Genomic DNA, 18,711 nt, shown 5'->3' with positions numbered 1-18,711 from the left:
ACGCCGAGAGCGTTTCGCTTCTATAATGATCTTGGACCGCCAATGGGGGCGGCAGGGTTTGGGTGAAAACACGTGCAGAATAGTGTCGCCGAGGAGGTGGCTGACCCGTACGCGGCGCAGATGGTCTGGCGTCTCAAGGCGGTGATGACGGCCATCACGGTGACCATGGTCGTACATTTCCTTCACCCGCTGCTGCCGAATCGGGATGCGAGCCTGATCTTCCGCGTCGTCGGATTTGCCAGCGGCGTCCTCGCGCTCGTGCTGCTGCTGATCGACTCGTCCCGGATCGCGCAGGCGCTGCGCGAACGCAGGAACGAGGCGAACCGCGCGCATGCCGAGCGCAAGCAGATCAACCACCTGTTCCGCATGACCGAGATGCTGCAAAGCGCCAGCGGCTATCCGGACGCGAACGCGGTCCTCGGCGCGACGATCGGATCGCTGCTCGAGGGATTCGGCGCCGCGCTGTACGTCTTCAACAATTCGCGCGACCGGCTGGAGCTGTCGGGGGCGTGGCAATGGCCGGGCGAGGACACGCTGCGTCCCACGCTGGCGCCGGCCCAATGCTGGGCGCTGAAGCGCGGCAAATGGCACCTCAACGCCGATCAGCGCGGCGCACTGCGATGCGATCACCATCTTACCGGCCCCTCGCTGCTGGAACTGCCGATGGCGGCCCATGGCGAGATCCAGGGCCTGTTGCTGATCGCGACCGCGCGGGCGGATACGGTCGCCGAACTCAAGCGCGTCCAGCCGCTGGCCGCGGCCATCGCCGATGCCATGTCGTTGGCCGTTTCCAACATTGCGCTGCGCGAGAAGCTGCGCACCCAGGCGCTGCGCGATCCGCTGACCGGGCTGTACAACCGGCGCTACATGGAAGACGCGCTCAGCCGCTATGCCAACCTGGCCGAACGCAGCGGCACGCACCTTTCGGTCGTCATGATCGATCTGGACCACTTCAAGCGCCTCAACGACGAATTCGGCCACGTGGTCGGCGATGCGGTGCTGCGAGAGGCGGCCGCGACGCTGATGGGGGGCCTCCGCACCTCCGACGTCGCCTGCCGCTACGGCGGCGAGGAGCTGCTGGTGATCCTGCCCGAATGCGGGCTGAGCGAAGCCGTCGCCAAGGCCGAGATCCTGCGGGAGCGGATCGAGGCGCTGTCCGCCATGCATGACGCGAAGATCTCGGCCTCGTTCGGCGTTGCGTCGATCCCGGAGAGCACCCGCTCGGTGGCCGATCTGCTCGGCATGGCCGATGCCGCGCTCTACCAGGCCAAGGAAGGCGGGCGGAACCGCGTGGTCGCCGCACCCAGCCGCGACACGCCGATTTTGCCGCAAGCGGCGGCGTAAGGCGCACGGGCTTCCGTCCTCCGCTTCACTCGGTTAGGCCTCGGGAATGCAGGGGACATTTCAGCGGGCCGCGCTCGCACTCGCCGCCACGTCGTTTCTCGCGACACCGCTCGCCGCCCAGACCGGCTATGAGCATGCCGATCCGCTGGTCGGCACCGGCGGCGAAGGGCATACTTTCCCCGGCGCGGTCGCGCCCTTCGGCATGGTGCAGCTGAGCCCGGACACGGACACCGGCTGCGCGATCCGCGAATGCTATGCCCATGCCGCGGGCTATCATTATGGTGATCCGACGATTCAGGGCTTCTCGCTGACCCACTTCTCGGGCGCAGGCCATTCCGACCTCGGCGACTTTCTGATCGCGCCGGTGGCGGGCGACACGGTGCCGCTGGAGCCTGGCGACCCGAAGAAGCCGGGATCGGGCTATCGCTCGCGCTTCGCCCATGCCGACGAAGTCGCACGGCCCGGCTACTACGCCGTCACGCTGCAGGACCAGGGCGTCCGCGCCGAAATGACCGCGGGCACCCGCGTCGCGGTCGAGCGCTACGCCTTCCCCACGGGCAAGGCCGCGCACCTCGTGCTCGATCTGCGCAGCTCGCTATACAATTATCCCGGCAAGATCCTCTGGTCCTCGGTGCGGGTGCGCCCCGACGGCACGATCACCGGCGCGCGCGAGACGCGCGGCTGGGCGCCGGCGCGCAAGCTGTTCTTCGCGATCCGCCCCTCGGCGCCGCTCAAGGGCCACGCCTTCGTCGACACCGAAGGCAAGGTGCCTTATCGCGGGTTCCAGGGCCCGGGCCGCGGGGACGATGGCGTCGCGCAGCTGCAGGGCCGCTCGATCGTGGCACGGCTGGACTTCGGGGTGCTCGATCGGCCGCTCGAACTGCGGGTCGCACTGTCGAACGTCGACGAGGATGCCGCGCTCGCCAATCTCGCCACCGAGGCCGGCGACTTCGATGCCGTCCATGCCCGCACCACCAGTGCGTGGAAGCAGGCACTCGGCGCGATCGAGGCGCAGGGCAGCGACACCGCGCTGCGCAACTTCTACTCGGCCTTCTACCACACGCTGATGGCGCCCAGCGTCTTCTCCGACGCCGATGGCCGCTATCGCGGGCCCGACGATCAGGTCCACCAAGCCGACGGCTTCACCTTCCACTCGACCTTATCGCTCTGGGATACCTTCCGCGCCGAGCATCCGCTGCTGCTGCTCGTCCAGCCCGAGGCGCGCAACCGCGACATCATCAAGTCGCTGATCGCCAGCCAGCAGCAAAGCCCGTTCGGCATCCTGCCCGTCTGGCAGTTCCAGGGCCGCGAGACCTGGACGATGATCGGCTATCACGCAGTCCCGGTGATCGCCGACGCGTACCTGAAGGGCCTGCGCGGTTTCGACGGCAAAGCCGCGCTCGACGCGATGGTCGCCAGCGCGACCTACGGCCCCTATGGCGGGCTCGACTGGTACCAGAAGCTTGGCTACGTGCCGATCGACAAGGAGCCGGAAGCCGCCTCCAAGACCGTCGAATATGCCTATGACGACTGGACCATCGCCCGCATGGCGCGCGCGCTGGGCAAGGACGATCTCGCCGCGACGTTCGAAAAGCGCGCCGGCAACTGGCGCAACAGCTTCGACGTGAAGACGGGCTTCCTGCGCGCCCGCAAGAGCGACGGCGCGTACCGCACGCCCTTCGATCCCACTGCGATCAACTATGGCTCGGACTATACCGAGGGCAATGCCTGGCAATATTCGTGGTTCGTGCCCCAGGATCAGGCCGGTCTGTTCCGCCTGATGGGCGGCGATGCGGCGGTGGTGCGCAAGCTGGACGCGATGTTCGATTTCGACAATTCGAAGCTCGACTACAGCCATGCCGAGGATATTGCCGGGCTGATCGGCCAATATATCCATGGCAACGAGCCGAGCCACCATGTCGCCTATCTGTACAGCTATGCCGGCCAGCCCTGGCGGACGCAGGAGCGGCTGAAGCAGATCGTCGACAGCCAGTACAAGCCGACGCCGGATGGCCTCGCGGGCAATGACGATCTCGGCCAGATGTCGGCCTGGCTGGTGTTCACGATGCTGGGTTTCTATCCGGTCGCGCCGGGCTCCAACCAATATGTGCTGGGCCGGCCGTTCCTGGAGCGGGCGACGCTGACGCTGCCCAATGGCAAGCGCTTCACGGTGACGGCACCGGGTCTGTCGGAGGCGAACCGCTATGTCGGCGGCGTGACGCTGAACGGCCGCAAGCTCGACCGGCAATTTGTTACGCATGAGGAGCTGATGCGCGGCGGCGAACTGCACTTCGCGATGCAGGCGACGCCCAACCGGGCGGCGGTGCCGGTGGCGGCGCGGCCCTATTCGATGCCCCGTTGATCCTCTCCCTCGAGGGAGAGAATAGCGCAGCTTGGGAAGGGTGAGCGGCGCGCATAGCGCCGCGCGGCTGCTCGGTAGCGGTACCCCTCTCCCTCCCACCGCCTTCGGCAGCGGGCCCTACCCGCTCCCTAACGGGGAGAGGGTGTGAAGGCTCAGCCGTCGCCGACGCGCTCGATGTCCGCGCCGACCGCCTGCAGCTTCTCTTCCAGCCGCTCATAGCCGCGGTCGAGATGGTAGACCCGGTTGACCTGGGTCTCGCCCTCGGCGGCGAGGCCGGCAAGGATCAGGCTCATCGAGGCGCGGAGGTCGGTGGCCATCACCGGCGCACCGGTGAGTTTCTTCACCCCGCGCACGATCGCGGTACGGCCATGCACCTCGATGTCCGCCCCCATCCGCGCCAGCTCGGGCACGTGCATGTAGCGATTCTCGAAGATCGTCTCGGTGAGCGTGCTGGCGCCGTCGGCCTTGCACAGCATCGCCATGAACTGCGCCTGCATGTCCGTCGCGAAGCCTGGGAACGGCGCGGTGTTGAGCGTCAGCGGGCGGATGCCGTTGTCGGCTGCGATCCGCACGCCGTTCGCGGTTTCCTCCACCGTAATGCCCGCCTCGACCAGCGCATCCAGCGTCGCGCGCATGTCCTCGGCCGAGGCGCCGACCAGCTCGACATCGCCGCCGGTGATCGCCGCGGCGCAGGCATAGCTGCCCGCCTCGATGCGATCGGGCATTACCGCATAGGTCGCGCCGTGCAGCCGATCACGACCGTCGATCTCCAGCGTCTCGGTGCCGATGCCGCGGATCACCGCGCCCATCGCGACAAGCAGGTTGCACAGGTCGACGATCTCGGGCTCGCGCGCCGCATTCTCCAGCACGGTGGTGCCGCGCGCAGTGGACGCCGCCATCAGTGCATTCTCGGTCGCGCCGACCGAGACGACCGGGAAGCGGAAGCGCCCGCCCGAAATGCGGCCGCCGGGTGCGGTCGCCTTCACATAGCCGGCGCTGATCTCGATCTCGGCGCCCATGGCTTCCAGTGCCTTGAGGTGGAGGTCGATCGGGCGGTTGCCGATCGCGCAGCCGCCGGGCAGCGACACCGTCGCCTCGCCTTCGCGGGCGAGCAGCGGGCCCAGCACCAGGATCGAGGCGCGCATCTTGCGGACGATGTCATAGGGGGCGACCGTCGAGGTCAACCGGCTGGCGCGCACCGAGAGCACCCGGCCGAATTCGTTCGGGCGCGTGCCCTCTACCGAGGTCGACGCGCCGAGTTCATTCAGTAGATGTCCGAAGCTGTCGACATCCGCCAGGCGTGGCAGGTTTCGCAGCGTGAGCGGCTCGTCGGTGAGCAGCGCGCACGGCATCAGGGTCAGGGCAGCGTTCTTCGCGCCGGAAATCGTGATCTTGCCGGCAAGTCGGTTGCCGCCACGGATGAGGATACGGTCCATGGCGAGCTTCTAGCCGCTCTGCGCGTCCGCGCAAGCGGTGGGCTGCCGACAGGCTTGATCGATTTTAATGCACTGATTCCGTTGCGCTGCTTTGCAGGGCGGACCGGGGGAAAGTGCAGAGCGTGTCATCCAGTTGTTTTGCCGATGTTTTGAGCGAGTTCATCCACCTCACGCCGAAAGAGCGCGAGGCGCTGGATGCGCTCGAGCTGCGCCAGCGTCATGTCCGGCGCGGCGCGATTCTACAGCGTGAGAACGAGCCTTGCGGCGAGTTGTTCATACTCCGCAAGGGGCTGATGATGAGCTATGTGCTGCTCGACGACGGCAGCCGGCAGATCCTGCGGTTCCTGTTCCCGGGCGACATGCTCGGTATCTCCTCGGCGATTTATCACGAGGCGCCCGAGACGCTGTGTGCCCTTTCGGACACGGTGGTCAGCCCATTCGACCGGGCAACGCTGTCGGGCATCATGCAGGAACACCCGCGGCTATCGGCGATGATTCTCGTCTACAGCCAGATCGAACGGGTGGCCCTGACCGATCGGCTCGCGGCGCTGGGGCGGACCAGCGCCAAGGCGCGCGTCGCGGCACTGCTGCTTGACCTGCGCAACCGGCTGCGCGCGACGGACAAGTCGATCGACCGCGAATACACCCTGGGGCTGACCCAGGAGGAGATCGGTGACGCGACCGGGCTGACCGCGGTGCACGTCAACCGCATGCTCCGCCAGCTCGAAGAGGAAGGCATGATCGCGCGCGAAGGCGGCCGGGTGACGCTGCTCGATCGCGGCGCGCTGGCGGGGGCGGCGAACTACGTCAATCGCTATGAAGGGCTCGACCTGCGCTGGCTGCCGCCGGCGCGGTGAGCTTCGGGGTTCTGCCCTCCCCTGCCCAAATCGTCATTCCGGCGAGCGCAGGAGCCCATTTGCCAGGACGCGAGGGAAAGAGCCGGAACTTCAGTGCCAATGGATCCCCGCCTTCGCGGGGATGACGGCGGAAGCATAGGCGGGAACCGCCTACGCCTTCTCCAGCGTGCACTGCAGCGGGTGCTGGTTCTGCCGGGCGAAGTCGATCACCTGCGAGACCTTGGTTTCGGCCACTTCGTAGCTGAACACCCCGCACACGCCCACGCCGCGCTGGTGAACGTGGAGCATCACCTGGGTCGCTTCCTCGATGTTCATACGGAAGAAGCGCTGCAGGACGAGCACGACGAACTCCATCGGCGTGTAATCGTCGTTGAGCATCAGCACCCGATAGGGTGTCGGCTTCTTGGTGCGGGTGCGGGTGCGCGTAGCGATGCCGACGGCGTTGTCGTTGCCGCGATCATCCTGGTCGCCGTCCTCGGCCATCCGAATCTGTGTTGTACGAAGCTCGACCATAGGTGTCGCAAAATATGTCGCGCTGCCCCCAAGGGCAAGGCGTGCCGAGGCTTCGTTCGCATTTTGTCACCACGAAAAAGGGGCGATCGCTCAGCGACCGCCCCCAAATCGTTCCATTCCGGATCGGCAAGGCCGATCAGGCGGTGGTCTTCACCTTCTCGACCGCGACCGCGAAGCGGTTCGAGATCGGCTGCGCGGCGTCGCCGGCGAGCTTGATCATCGCTTCGGTGTGCTTCGAGGCTTCGGCGACATACGAGTCGAACGCGCTGCGCATGTAATCGCTCTGCAGCTTGAAGAAGTCGGTCGGCGACTTGACCGACGACAGGTTCTTCAGCGCGGCAGTGGCGCTCTCGAACGAGCGACGGCTGTAATCGGCAGCTTCCTGGCCCAGATGCTCGAAGCCCTTGGCAGCGATGCGGCCCGATTCGACGAGCGCTTCGATGTTGCCCTTGGCGAACTCGTTGGCTTCCTCAACCAGCTTGGTCGACTTTTCGACGGCGGCCTTGGCGCGCTCGTTCATGTCGGCGAAAGCGGTGTGGGCCTGGGTGGTCGCGTTCTCGTAGGTGGTAGCCATGGTGATCGTTTCCTTCGCGGTGCTGGTGGTGACCGCCGGCGCGACGGTCTCTGCGGCTTCGATCACCGGTTCGGCGACGGCCTGGGCCGTTTCCGCTGGGGCGGCGATCGTCTCTTCAACGTTGGTCTTCACTTCCTGCGGTGCAGCGGTTTCGACCGGCGCCGGTACCAGAGCCGCGGCCGGGACGATCGTCTCGGCCAGCGGGGGCACGGGCGGCGGCGTCACCGCGGCAGCGTCGGCCAAAATCGCGGGCTTGATAGCGCCGCGTGCCGCCGATTTGGCGGCGGGTTTGCCCGTCGTCTTAGGTCCCTTGCTGGCCATGTGACTAGCTTCCCTGCCTATTGCTGCACCGCAGCATATAACGGCATGGCGTCCGTTTTGCAAGGCGTCATTGTGCACTGCACAAAAAGTTACAAATGGCGCGTTTTCACAGCATTTTCTCAGCGCATCTTAACATAATCGCCCGGCGCTTCCGCAACTGCACAAAGGTTACCACCCCCTGGCACACGCGCGCCGTTCGCCGCGACTTTGGCACTGCTCACCGCACGCAGCCAGTCCAGCCAGTCCGGCCACCAGCTTCCGGCATGTTCCGTCGCATTTTCTACGAAGGATTCCAGCGACTCGGTAGGATTTTGATTGGTCCAGTATTGGTATTTTTTAGCAGACGGGGGGTTTATTACACCGGCGATATGACCGGAGCCGGCGAGCACGAACTTGTGGGGGCCGCGAAAATGCTCGGTCAACTTCCACACACTTCTGGCAGGCGCGATATGATCTTCGCGACCGGCCTGGATATAGCTGGGCGTCGTCACCTTGGAGAGATCGACCGGGGTACCGCCGATGCTGAGCGCACCGGGGGAGATCAGCTTGTTGTCGCGGTACAGGTCGGTCAAATAGCTGAGGTGCCAGGTCGCCGGCAGGTTGGTGACGTCCGAGTTCCAGTGGAGCAGGTCGAAGGGCGCATATTCCTGCCCCATCAGATAGTTGTTGGTGACGTAGTTCCAGATCAGGTCCCGGCCGCGCAGCAGGTTGAAGGTCGCCGCCATGTAGCGGCCGTCGAGAAACCCGTCGGCGCTGAGGCTGCGGATCATCGCCAGCTGGTCGTCGTCGATGAAGACGCGCAGGTCGCCCGCTTCGGTGAAGTCGACTTGGGCCGTGAAGAAGGTAGCGCTCGCCACCTTTGCCGCCTGGTCCCGGGCGGCGAGTACCGCCAGCGTCGCCGCCAGCGTGGTTCCGGCGACGCAATAGCCGATGGTGTGGACGCTCTCGACGCCGAGCAGGTCGCGCACCGTGTCGATCGCATCGATCTGGCCGCGCTCGACATAATCGTCCCACACCACGTCCTTCATGCTCGCGTCGGCAGAGCGCCACGAGACGACGAACACGGTGATCCCCTGCTCCACCGCCCAGCGGATGAAGCTTTTCTCGGGCGTGAGGTCGAGGATGTAGAAGCGGTTGATCCAGGGCGGGAAGATGATCAGCGGGGTTTCCAGCACCTCGTCCGTCGCCGGCGAGTACTGGATCAGCTCGTAGAGCGGCGTTCGCTTCACCACCTTGCCGGGAGTCATCGCCAGGTTGCGCCCCAGCTCGAACGCGCCCGCCGCGGTCTGCGTCATCTGGCCCTTGGCCATGTCCTGCAGCATGTGCTGCAGTCCCTTGAGCAGGTTTTCGCCCTTGGTCTCGACGATCTTCTCGATCACCTGCGGGTTGGTGGCGGGGAAATTGGTGGGACTGATCGCGTCGATAAAGCCTTGGGTCGCAAAGCGAATCTGGTCCTTCTGCCGATCGTCGACATGCTCCAGCGCCTCGACATTCTTCAGCAGATGGTCGGCGATGACGAAATAGCTCTGGCGGAGGAAGTCGAACACCGGCTCCTCGCGCCATTGCGGCGCCTTGAAGCGCTTGTCGCGTGCCTGTTCCGGCGTCTCGACGAACGGCTCGGCATGGGCGGGATCGAGGAAACGCTGCCACAGCTGCATCGTGTCCGCCCAGAAATCGGCGCTGGCGCGCATCGCGGGTGTGGGATCCATCAGCATGCCGAAGGGCGGCGCGGCCGGCACATGCTCCATCAGGTCCAGCCCGTGCTCCAGCATCATCTGCTGCGCCCGGCCGAGCACCCAGGTCCAGTGCTGCAGGTCCTCCAGGCGGGGCAGGGTCGGCGTGAGCGTGTCGGGCATTCGATCCTCTCCTTTGCCCCGCCTTAGCGCAGGCAATGCAATGCGTCATTCCCGACTTGGATATTATGGCGTAGAACGACGGCACGACACAATTTTGTGTCGCATGCCAGAACCCTTGAAAGTCGAGGAAATGTCCGAAGAATTCTACCGCATCAAGCGCTTGCCCCCCTATGTCATCGCCGAAGTGAACGCGATGCGGGCAGCGGCGCGTGCGGGCGGAGAGGACATCATCGACCTCGGCATGGGCAACCCGGACCTGCCGCCGCCCGACCATGTGATCGAGAAGCTCTGCGAAGTGGCGCGCAAGCCCGATGCCCACGGCTATTCGCAGTCCAAGGGCATTCCGGGCCTGCGCCGCGCCCAGGCGAACTATTATGGCCGCCGCTTCGGCGTGGAGCTCGATCCCGAGACCGAAGTGGTGGTCACCATGGGCTCCAAGGAGGGCCTCGCCAGCCTCGCCACCGCGATCACCGCGCCGGGCGACGTGGTGCTGGCCCCCAACCCAAGCTACCCGATCCACACCTTCGGCTTCATCATCGCGGGTGCCACGATCCGCGCGGTGCCGACCACGCCCGACGACGCCTATTTCGAGAGCCTCGAGCGCGCGATGAACTTCACCGTGCCGCGCCCTTCGATCCTCGTCGTCAACTATCCGTCGAACCCGACGGCGGAGACGGTGGACCTCGCCTTTTACGAGCGGCTGGTCGCCTGGGCGCGCGAGAACCAGGTGTGGATCCTCTCCGACCTTGCCTATTCGGAGCTGTATTTCGACGGCAAGCCGACGCCGTCGATCCTGCAGGTAAAGGGCGCCAAGGACGTCGCGGTCGAGTTCACCTCGCTCAGCAAGACCTATTCGATGGCCGGCTGGCGGATCGGCTTCGCGGTGGGCAACAAGCAGCTGATCGCCGCGATGTCGCGGGTGAAGTCGTACCTCGATTACGGCGCGTTCACGCCGATCCAGGCCGCCGCCTGCGCCGCGCTCAACGGCCCGCAGGACATCGTCGAGAAGAACCGCCTGCTCTATCACAAGCGCCGCGACGTGATGGTGGAGAGCTTCGCCCGCGCCGGCTGGGAAATCCCCTCCCCCCGCGCCTCGATGTTCGCCTGGGCGCCGCTGCCGCCGGCGCTCGCGCATCTCGGCAGCCTGGAGTTCTCCAAGCAGATGCTCACCCATGCCAAGGTCGCGGTGGCGCCGGGCGTGGGCTATGGCGAGAACGGCGAGGGCTTCGTCCGCATCGCGATGGTGGAGAACGAACAGCGCCTCCGCCAGGCCGCGCGCAACGTGAAGAAGTATCTCCAGTCGATGGGGGTCAACACGCCCGCCGCGAACGCGGGGTGATGACGCGGGCGGGGGTGTTCCACCACCCCCCGCCAAGCCGCGTCGTCCTTCCCACGAAGGCAGGCTGACGGTGCGGTTCCAGCCTTGAACGCACTGGCGAATGGATCCCCGCCTTCGCGGGGATGACGGGGAAGTGTGGGTGGAGCAGGTATCCAGAAACGGCACGCCCGCATGCGCACCCCGCACTTGCGAACCGCGCCCCGCTCGGCGCAAAGCCCGCCGCCATGTCCCGCCCCGGTTTCCCCTTCTCCACCCGCTTCCGCGTCCGCTATTCCGAAATCGACGGGCAGAAGATCGTCTTCAACTCGCGCTATCTCGAATATGCAGATGTCGGGCTCACGGAGTTCTGGCGCTGGGCGGACTTAAGCCGCCTCGGGCCGGAATGGACGGATGCCGAGTTCAACGTCGTCAGCGCCCAGGTTGACTATAAGCGCGCGTTCCGGTTCGACGATCTGGTCGAGGCGTTTGTCCGCGTCGAGCGCGTGGGCAGTTCCAGCATGACGATGCGGATCGATCTCCGCCATGCCGAGACGGGCGATCTGCACGCGGAGATCGAGATGGTCAGCGTCCATGTCGATCTGGCCGAGCGCCGCGCCAAGCCAATCCCGGAGGCGGTGCGGACTGCGCTACTGGCGATCGGCGGCTAGACGACGACGTCGGCGAAGGCGCCGCCCTGCGCGCGGCCCAGCTTGCGCTTCATCTCGTCCTCGATTTCCCTGCGGATCGCGGCCTGCTTTTCGGGGGAGAGCTGGTCGAACTGCTCCTGCGTCAGGTTGTAGCGCTTGAGCACGGCTTCCTTGGTGCGCTCGGCCGGGCTCTTGCGGGCCTCGCGCAGAAAGGCCTCGGCGGTCTCGTCGACGGGGCCATTCACGCTGCCACGGGTCGCAGCGGTCCCCGCCACGCCCTTCACCCCAGTAATCCCCACCGTCGAAATGCCGAACGTCATGCGCAAATTTCCCTGATGCACGGGGGCATTATAGAAGCATTTACGCTCTGGCGGCGAATGCGGGCAGACTTACTCGGCCGCGCGGACTTCCTCCGCGTCCTCGGGCAGCGCCCAGAGCAGGTCGCCCTTGCCCAGCACCCGGCCATCCTGCGCCTGCACCGTCACCGGCGCGATCGGCTTGCCGTCGCGGGCGTCGACCAGGATCGGCGAGGCGGGCACGCCGGTTTCCCAGCGCTCGCCCCATTGGCGCAGCGCCACCATCGTCGGCAGCAGCGCGTGGCCCTTGTCGGTCAGTCGATATTCCACCTTGCGGCGATCGTCGGCGCACGGGACGCGCGCCAGGATGCCATGCTCCACCAGCCGGGCCAGCCGGTTGGCGAGGATGTTGCGGGCGATGCCCAGCTCGCTCTGAAATTCCTCGAAATGGCGGATGCCGTTGAACGCGCCGCGCAGGATCAGGAACGACCAGCGTTCGCCCATCGCCTCCAGCGCGGCCGGCAGGCTGCATTCCCGCGCCATGGCCCGCAGCGTCTCTCGAACGGCTCCACCCATGTAGGCACCCTATCGCAAAAATGGGGGGCGGGAAACCGGCCGGGCGCAGCACTTTGGCCACAGCGTTGCCGCCAAGCCGCGATTCCACCTTCAAATCGGTTGCAAAAGCCGGGCCGGTCACGCCATCTAGGAGTGTGCTGCGTCAGTATGAACTTGTAGACCGGGTCCTCTCCTACGACCCCGAAGCCGATGAGGCATTGCTCAACCGGGCCTATGTCTTCTCGGTCAACGCCCATGGCACCCAGAAACGGGCCTCGGGCGATCCCTATTTCAGCCACCCGATCGAGGTGGCGGGCATCCTCACCGATCTGCATCTCGACGACGAGACGATCGCGACGGCGATCCTCCACGACACGATCGAGGACACGGTGGCGACGCCGGAGGAGATCCAGCGGCTGTTCGGCCCCAACGTCGCCCGCATGGTCGACGGCGTCACCAAGCTGTCCAAGATCGAGGCGCAGACCGAGAGCGAACGCGCGGCGGAGAACCTGCGCAAGTTCCTGCTCGCGATGTCCGACGACATTCGCGTGCTGCTGGTGAAGCTGGCCGATCGGCTGCACAACATGCGTACGCTCCACTTCATCAAGAAGGAGGAGAAGCGCCGCCGCATCGCCCGTGAGACGATGGACATCTATGCTCCGCTCGCCGAGCGGATCGGCATGTACGAGTTCATGAAGGAGATGCAGACGCTCGCCTTCCGCGAGCTCGAACCCGAAGCCTATGAATCGATCAGCCGCCGGATGGAGAGCTTCCGCGTCGAGGGCGAGGACCGGGTGCTCAAGATCGCCTCGGGCCTCAAGCTGCTGCTGGGGCGCGGCGGCATCGACGCCGAAGTGACGGGACGCGAGAAGCATCCCTATTCGATCTGGAAGAAGATGTCCGAGCGCCATGTGAGCCTCGAACAGCTTTCCGACATCATGGCCTTCCGCGCGATCGTCGACAGCGAGGAGGAATGCTACCGGGCCCTCGGCGCGATCCACCGCCGCTGGCCGATGGTGCCGGGTCGGTTCAAGGACTATATCTCGACGCCGAAGCGCAACGGCTATCGCTCGCTCCACACCACGATCATGCACGCGGGCGACACCCGCATCGAAATCCAGATCCGCACCCGCGACATGCACGCCCAGGCCGAATTCGGCCTCGCCGCGCACTGGGCCTACAAGCAGAGCTCGGTCCGGCCGGACACGCAGGTCAGCTGGATCCGCGACCTGATCGAGATCCTAGAACATGCCGAGAGCCCGGAAGAGCTGCTCGAACATACCCGCATGGCGATGTACCAGGATCGCATCTTCGCCTTCACCCCCAAGGGCGAGCTGATCCAGCTGCCCAAGGGCGCGACGCCGATCGACTTCGCCTATGCCGTCCACACCGATCTCGGCGACCAGGCGGTCGGTGCCAAGGTCAACGGCAAGGTGGTGCCGCTGCGTACCGAGATCGAGCAGGGCGACCAGGTACAGATCCTGCGCTCCAAGGCGCAGGAGCCGCAGCCCAACTGGCTCAACTTCGCGATCACCGGCAAGGCGCGTGCCGCGATCCGCCGGCACCTGCGCCACAAGGAGCGCGACGAGACGATCCGGCTGGGCCGCAAGCTCTACGAGGACATCGTCGCCCGCCTGCCCGTGCCGCCGGGCGAAGGCGCGCTGGGCGAGGCGCTCAAGCGACTGAAGCTCGCCGACCCGGAGGCGTTGATGGAGGCGATCGCCCGCCGCACGCTGACCGACGGCCAGGTGATGGAAGCGGTGATGCCGGGCTCTGCCAGCGGCGAGGACGACCAGCTGCCGCCGCAGCACCATGCGATCGACATCAAGGGCCTCACCCCCGGCGTCGCCTTCACCTATGCCGAGGATTGCTGCCCGGTGCCGGGCGACCGCATCCTGGGCGTGCGCCAGCCCGACCAGCCGATCGTCGTCCACCGCATCGATTGCCCGAGCCTGGCGACGGTGGAAGAGGCCGACTGGGTCGACCTGACCTGGGGCGACAAGGCCGATGGCGGCGTCGCCGAGATCGCGGTGACGCTGAAGAACGAACCCGGCGCGCTGGGCACGGTCGCGACCCTGATCGGCCAGCACAAGGCCAACATCCTCGGGCTGCGGCTGGATAACCGCGACACGACTTTCCACACCAACACGATCGATCTGGAGGTGCGCAACGCCGCGCATCTGATGAAGCTGCTCGCCGCGCTGCGCGCGGCGGATGCAGTGAGCTCCGCCGAACGGGTTTGACGGCTGCCATATCCTCCCCCGCCAGGGGGAGGATACACTCTGGACCTTGCGCAAATCCCCGCTAACCTCTCCCAAGGACATCAGAAATTGGGGGAAAAGCCTTGGATCGTCGTACCTTCCTCGCATCGTCGAGCACTGCCGCATTCGCCGCTTTGCTCACCGCCGCTGCCCGCGCCGCGGTGGCCGGCACCCGCGATGCCGAGATCAACGCCGTCTACAACCAGATCGTCGCCGAACGCATCCAGCGCTCGCCGGAGTTCGCCACCTCGCTCGGCTTCGACAAGGGTCCCAATGCCGCGCTCAAGCACAAGCTGAGCGACGACAGCCCCGCCGCCAAGGCGCGCAACCTCGCCGATACCAAGGCCGCCATCGCCAGGATCGAGGCGTTCGATCCCGCCACCCTGTCCGAGGGCGCGCGGTTGGATCGCGAAGTGGTGCTCTACTCGCTGCGCAGCGCCACCGTGTCGCAAGACAAGTTCCAGATCGATTCGGTCGGCCGCCCCTTCCCGATCACCCAGCAGGGCGGCGCCTATTTCTCGACGCCGGACTTCCTCAACTCCAGCCACACCATCGTCACCCAGGACGATGCCGAGGCCTATCTCGATCGCCTCGACGCCTTTGCCGGCGCGCTCGACCAGGACACGGCGGACCAGAAGGAAGCCGCGGGACGCGGGCTGGTGGCGCCGGTCTTCTGCCTCGAGCTGACGCTCGCGCAAATGGCGAAGTTGCGCCAGCCCGATCCCGCCGCGAACACCCTCACCCAGTCGCTGGTCCGCCGCGCCGCCGCAAAGCAGCTGCAGGGCGACTGGCAGGCGCGCGCCGCCAAGATCGTCGGCGACAAGGTCTATCCCGCGCTCGATCGCCAGTACGCGCTTATCCAGGCGCTCCACGCCAAGGGCCGCTCTTCGGCGGGCCTGTGGGATGTGCCGCGCGGCCAGGAAATCTACGCCGCAGCACTGGAGCAATGGACCACCACCAGCTTCACCCCCGATCAGGTCCACAAGATGGGCCTGGAGCAGGTGGCGGAAATCAGTGCCAAGCTCGATGCGTTGCTGAAGGCCCAGGGCATGACCCAGGGCAGCGTCGGCGCGCGGCTGACCGCGCTCAACGAACGCCCCGACCAGCTCTATCCCGACACGGCAGAGGGCCGCGCCGCGCTGATCGCCGGGCTCAATGCCGGCATCCAGAACGTCGCCACGCTGCTTCCCAAGGCGTTCCTCAACCCCAACAAGGCGCCGCTGGAGATCCGCGCGGTGCCGGTAGAGATCCAGGACGGCGCGTCGAACGGCTATTACACCCGTGCCGCGCTCGACGGCTCACGCCCCGCCATCTACTGGATCAACCTGAAGAGCGTCGCCGACTGGCCGAAATATTCGCTGCCCGCGCTCACCTTCCACGAGGGCCTGCCCGGCCACCATCTCCAGATCAGCACTGCACAGGCGGCGGAAGGCCCGCTGATCCGCAAGTTCGGCTTCTTCAGCGCCTATACCGAAGGCTGGGCGCTCTATGCCGAGCAGCTGGCCGACGAGCTGGGCGCCTATCACGGCCCGCTGGAGCGTGCCGGCTATCTCCAGTCCTTCCTGTTCCGCGCGGTGCGGCTCGTGGTCGATACCGGTATCCATACGCAGAAATGGACCCGCGACCAGGCGACCGACTATATCGTCCAGAACACCGGCTTCGCCCGGCCGCGCTCGCAGCGCGAGGTGGAGCGCTATTGCACGATGCCGGGCCAGGCCTGCGCCTACAAGCTCGGCCACATCGCCTGGACCCGGGCGCGGGCCAACGCCCAGAAGATCGCTGGCAACAAGTTCGATCTCCAGCAGTTTCATGAGGTTATCCGGTTGGGCGCGATGCCGCTCACCATGTTCGAACGACTGGTGGAGGAACGCGCCCGCGGCGTTGCCTGATCTGGCGGGAAAAGGTGCGGGACGATAGAAGCACGTCGATGTTCAAACTGCCCCGCACCGCCACCGCGCCCTTCTGTCCCTCCGAAGTCCGCGGCAGCGTGAGCGTGCCCGCGGGCCTGTCGCCGCTGGCCAAGCTGCTGCGCTATATGGGGCCGGGGCTGCTGGTTTCGGTCGGCTATATCGACCCCGGCAATTGGGCGACCGATATCGAGGCAGGCTCGCGCTACGGCTATGGCCTGTTGTTCGTCGTCCTCGCCTCCAGCGCGGCGGCGATGGTGCTGCAATCGCTGTGCGCGCGGCTGGGCATCGCGACGGGGCGAGACCTCGCCCGGCTGGTGCGCGACCGCTATTCGCCGAGCGTCGCCAGGTTCCTATGGGTGTTCGCCGAACTGGCGATCATCGCCACCGACGTGGCGGAAGTGCTCGGCAGTGCGCTCGCCTTCCAGCTGCTGCTAGGCATTCCGCTATGGATCGGCGTGCTGATCACCGCGCTGGACGTGGTGATCGTGCTCAGCCTCAAGGGCCAGGGCTTCCGTCAGATGGAGGCGATCATGCTCGGGCTGGTCGGCACGGTGGCGGCCTGCTTCGTGGTGCAGCTGTTCCTCTCGCCGCCGGACGGCGCGGCGGTGCTGGCGGGCATGATCCCCGATCCCGCCCGCCTCGCCGACCCGCACGCCCTGTACCTGGCGATCGGCATCCTCGGCGCGACGGTGATGCCGCACAATCTCTATCTGCACAGCTCGGTGGTGCAGACCCGCGTCTCGGGTACCGACGAGGCCAGCCGCAGCGAAGCGGTGCGCTACGCCCAGGTCGACATCATCGCCGCCCTGCTCGCCGCGACCTTCGTCAACGCCGCGATCCTGATCGTCGCCGCCTCCGCCTTCAACGCCAACGGCCATACCGGCGTGCGCGAGATCGAGGATGCTTATCGCCTGCTCGTTCCCGCCACCGGCGCCGCGATCGCCGCGCCCTTGTTCGGCATCGCGCTGCTCGCCTCGGGGCAGAGCGCGACCTTCACCGGCACCATCGCGGGCCAAGTGATCCTGGAGGGGTTCCTCGACCTCAAGATCCCCTGCTGGGTCCGCCGGCTGATCACCCGCGGCCTCGCGCTGATTCCGGCGCTTGCCGGCGTGCTGCTGCTGGGGGACGGCGCGGTGGGGCGGCTGCTGGTGCTGACCCAGGTGGTGCTCTCCGCCGGGCTGCCCTTCGCCATGGCGCCGCTGCTGCTGCTCACGGCCGATCGCACGCTGATGGGCCGCTTCGCCAGCCCCATGTGGCTGCAGGCGATCGGCTGGCTGCTGTTCGCCGGGATCAGCGGCGCCAATGTGTGGCTCGTTTCGAGCCTGTTCGCCTGATGCGCGCCCGCTCGACGGGCCGTTCCGGCAGCGCTACAGAGCGCGCGTCATGAAACGTCCCCAGCTTTCCGTCGTCGTCCCTTGCTACAACGAAGAAGCGTGTCTCGACATGCTCCACGGCCGCGTCAGCGCCGCCGCGCGCGCCGCGGTCGGCGAGTCGTACGAGATCGTCTTCGTCAACGATGGGTCGCGCGACCGCAGCTGGGAGGTGATGCAGCGCCTGTCCGCCGCGGACCCGCACCTCGTCGCGATTAACCTGTCGCGCAACCACGGCCACCAGCTCGCGCTCACCGCCGGCCTAGACCTCTGCGCCGGCGAGCAGATCCTGATCATCGACGCCGATCTGCAGGATCCGCCCGAGCTGCTCACCGAAATGCGCGCGACGATGGCCGCGCAGGGCGCCGACGTGGTCTATGCCGTCCGCCGCAAGCGCGAGGGCGAGAGCCTGTTCAAGAAGGCGACCGCGGCGATCTTCTACCGCATGCTCGATCGCATCACCGATACGCCGATTCCGCTCGACACCGGCGACTTCCGCCTGATGAGCCGGCGCGCGCTCGATGCGCTGCTGTCGCTGCCCGAGCAGGCGCGCTTCATCCGCGGCATGGTCGCGTGGATCGGCTTCCGCCAGGTGCCCTTCGTCTACGACCGGCACGAGCGGCATGCGGGCGAGACCAAATATCCGCTCGGCAAGATGATCCGCTTCGCGCTCGACGCGATCACCGGCTTCTCGACAGCGCCGCTGCGCTTCGCCAGCCATGTCGGGCTGCTGCTCACCGGCGCCTCGGTGCTGCTGATCCTCTACATCCTGATCGCCTGGGCGATGGGCCACGCGATCCAGGGCTGGACCTCGACCATGCTGGTCGTCGTCGTGATCGGCGCGGTGCAGATGTTCGTGCTGGGGATGATCGGCGAGTATCTCGGCCGGCTCTATGTCGAGTCGAAGCGGCGGCCTTTGTACCTGATCGCCGATGTCGCCGGGCCGGTGCAGGGCCATGCCTCGCTCGGCTATCGCCACCAGGACTCGGGCGCGATCAGCGTGTCGCCCCAAGCGCGGCACAACGACGCGGCGGAGTAATTTTCTTCTGGATCCTCCCCCGAAGGGGGAGGGGGACCGCCGCCGCAGGCGG

15 protein-coding genes are annotated in these 18,711 nt (G+C 66.5%); 9 read left to right on the top strand and 6 right to left on the bottom strand.

Annotated elements, in window-relative coordinates:
• Positions 1-96: 96 nt before the first annotated feature.
• Entirely contained in the window at positions 97-1,344 is a 1,248-nt protein-coding gene (locus tag ACTJKY_RS08540; protein ID WP_440845452.1) for a GGDEF domain-containing protein, read from the top strand.
• Between the two features lie 46 nt (positions 1,345-1,390).
• Positions 1,391-3,706: a GH92 family glycosyl hydrolase gene (locus ACTJKY_RS08535; RefSeq protein ID WP_440845451.1), complete on the top strand. Its 2,316-nt coding sequence runs from the start codon at positions 1,391-1,393 to the stop codon at positions 3,704-3,706.
• A gap of 152 nt (positions 3,707-3,858) precedes the next feature.
• Here ACTJKY_RS08535 and murA read toward each other — a convergent pair whose 3' ends face one another.
• Positions 3,859-5,142 carry a UDP-N-acetylglucosamine 1-carboxyvinyltransferase gene (gene murA / locus ACTJKY_RS08530; protein WP_440845449.1) on the bottom strand — a complete coding sequence of 428 codons (1,284 nt, stop codon included), beginning with the start codon at positions 5,140-5,142 and terminating at the stop codon, positions 3,859-3,861.
• A gap of 149 nt (positions 5,143-5,291) precedes the next feature.
• On the opposite strand from murA, the gene ACTJKY_RS08525 reads away from it, so the two are divergent.
• Entirely contained in the window at positions 5,292-5,999 is a 708-nt protein-coding gene (locus ACTJKY_RS08525; protein WP_440845447.1) for a Crp/Fnr family transcriptional regulator, read from the top strand.
• 150 nt (positions 6,000-6,149) lie between these two features.
• Here the strand turns inward: ACTJKY_RS08525 and clpS are convergent, their stop codons facing one another.
• The 3 genes from clpS to ACTJKY_RS08510 all read right to left on the bottom strand — a co-directional run bounded on the left by clpS (position 6,150) and on the right by ACTJKY_RS08510 (position 9,263).
• Entirely contained in the window at positions 6,150-6,482 is a 333-nt protein-coding gene (gene clpS, locus ACTJKY_RS08520) for an ATP-dependent Clp protease adapter ClpS (protein ID WP_064310916.1), read from the bottom strand.
• Between the two features lie 166 nt (positions 6,483-6,648).
• Positions 6,649-7,407 (bottom strand): TIGR01841 family phasin, encoded by a 759-nt coding sequence (gene phaP / locus ACTJKY_RS08515; RefSeq protein WP_440845446.1) that lies wholly within the window; start codon positions 7,405-7,407, stop codon positions 6,649-6,651.
• Positions 7,408-7,526: 119 nt separating this feature from the next.
• Positions 7,527-9,263, bottom strand: a complete 1,737-nt coding sequence (locus tag ACTJKY_RS08510) for a PHA/PHB synthase family protein (RefSeq protein ID WP_440845444.1) — start codon at positions 9,261-9,263, stop codon at positions 7,527-7,529.
• Positions 9,264-9,393: 130 nt separating this feature from the next.
• Between ACTJKY_RS08510 and ACTJKY_RS08505 the strand changes: the two genes are divergently transcribed.
• Together ACTJKY_RS08505 and ACTJKY_RS08500 are read left to right on the top strand one after the other, a co-directional pair.
• Positions 9,394-10,602 carry an LL-diaminopimelate aminotransferase gene (locus ACTJKY_RS08505; RefSeq protein ID WP_440845442.1) on the top strand — a complete coding sequence of 403 codons (1,209 nt, stop codon included), beginning with the start codon at positions 9,394-9,396 and terminating at the stop codon, positions 10,600-10,602.
• Between the two features lie 224 nt (positions 10,603-10,826).
• Positions 10,827-11,249, top strand: coding sequence for an acyl-CoA thioesterase (locus ACTJKY_RS08500; RefSeq protein WP_440845440.1), 423 nt, complete (start codon positions 10,827-10,829; stop codon positions 11,247-11,249).
• On the opposite strand, the gene ACTJKY_RS08495 is transcribed toward ACTJKY_RS08500, so the two are convergent.
• Positions 11,246-11,548, bottom strand: a complete 303-nt coding sequence (locus ACTJKY_RS08495) for a hypothetical protein (RefSeq protein WP_440845438.1) — start codon at positions 11,546-11,548, stop codon at positions 11,246-11,248. The two genes, ACTJKY_RS08500 and ACTJKY_RS08495, sit on opposite strands and share 4 nt — an antisense overlap.
• Before the next feature lie 69 nt (positions 11,549-11,617).
• The gene (locus tag ACTJKY_RS08490) at positions 11,618-12,100 is read right to left on the bottom strand and encodes a winged helix-turn-helix transcriptional regulator (protein ID WP_440845436.1); all 483 of its coding nucleotides are present in this window, start codon (positions 12,098-12,100) and stop codon (positions 11,618-11,620) included.
• Positions 12,101-12,234: 134 nt separating this feature from the next.
• On the opposite strand from ACTJKY_RS08490, the gene ACTJKY_RS08485 reads away from it, so the two are divergent.
• The 4 genes from ACTJKY_RS08485 (at position 12,235) to ACTJKY_RS08470 (ending at position 18,659) form a co-directional block, all read left to right on the top strand.
• A complete protein-coding gene (locus ACTJKY_RS08485) occupies positions 12,235-14,322 on the top strand; it encodes a RelA/SpoT family protein (RefSeq protein ID WP_440845435.1) in 2,088 nt (695 codons plus the stop codon).
• Positions 14,323-14,423: 101 nt separating this feature from the next.
• Positions 14,424-16,229 (top strand): DUF885 domain-containing protein, encoded by a 1,806-nt coding sequence (locus ACTJKY_RS08480; protein ID WP_440845433.1) that lies wholly within the window; start codon positions 14,424-14,426, stop codon positions 16,227-16,229.
• Positions 16,230-16,267: 38 nt separating this feature from the next.
• Positions 16,268-17,584, top strand: coding sequence for an Nramp family divalent metal transporter (locus ACTJKY_RS08475; RefSeq protein WP_440845431.1), 1,317 nt, complete (start codon positions 16,268-16,270; stop codon positions 17,582-17,584).
• 49 nt (positions 17,585-17,633) lie between these two features.
• Positions 17,634-18,659, top strand: coding sequence for a glycosyltransferase family 2 protein (locus ACTJKY_RS08470; RefSeq protein WP_440845430.1), 1,026 nt, complete (start codon positions 17,634-17,636; stop codon positions 18,657-18,659).
• Positions 18,660-18,711 lie beyond the last annotated feature (52 nt).

It is taken from the genome of Sphingomonas sp. 22176 (assembly GCF_052045505.1).
Classification (GTDB): Bacteria; Pseudomonadota; Alphaproteobacteria; order Sphingomonadales; family Sphingomonadaceae; genus Sphingomonas.
This window is presented reverse-complemented; position numbering and strand designations above follow the sequence as displayed.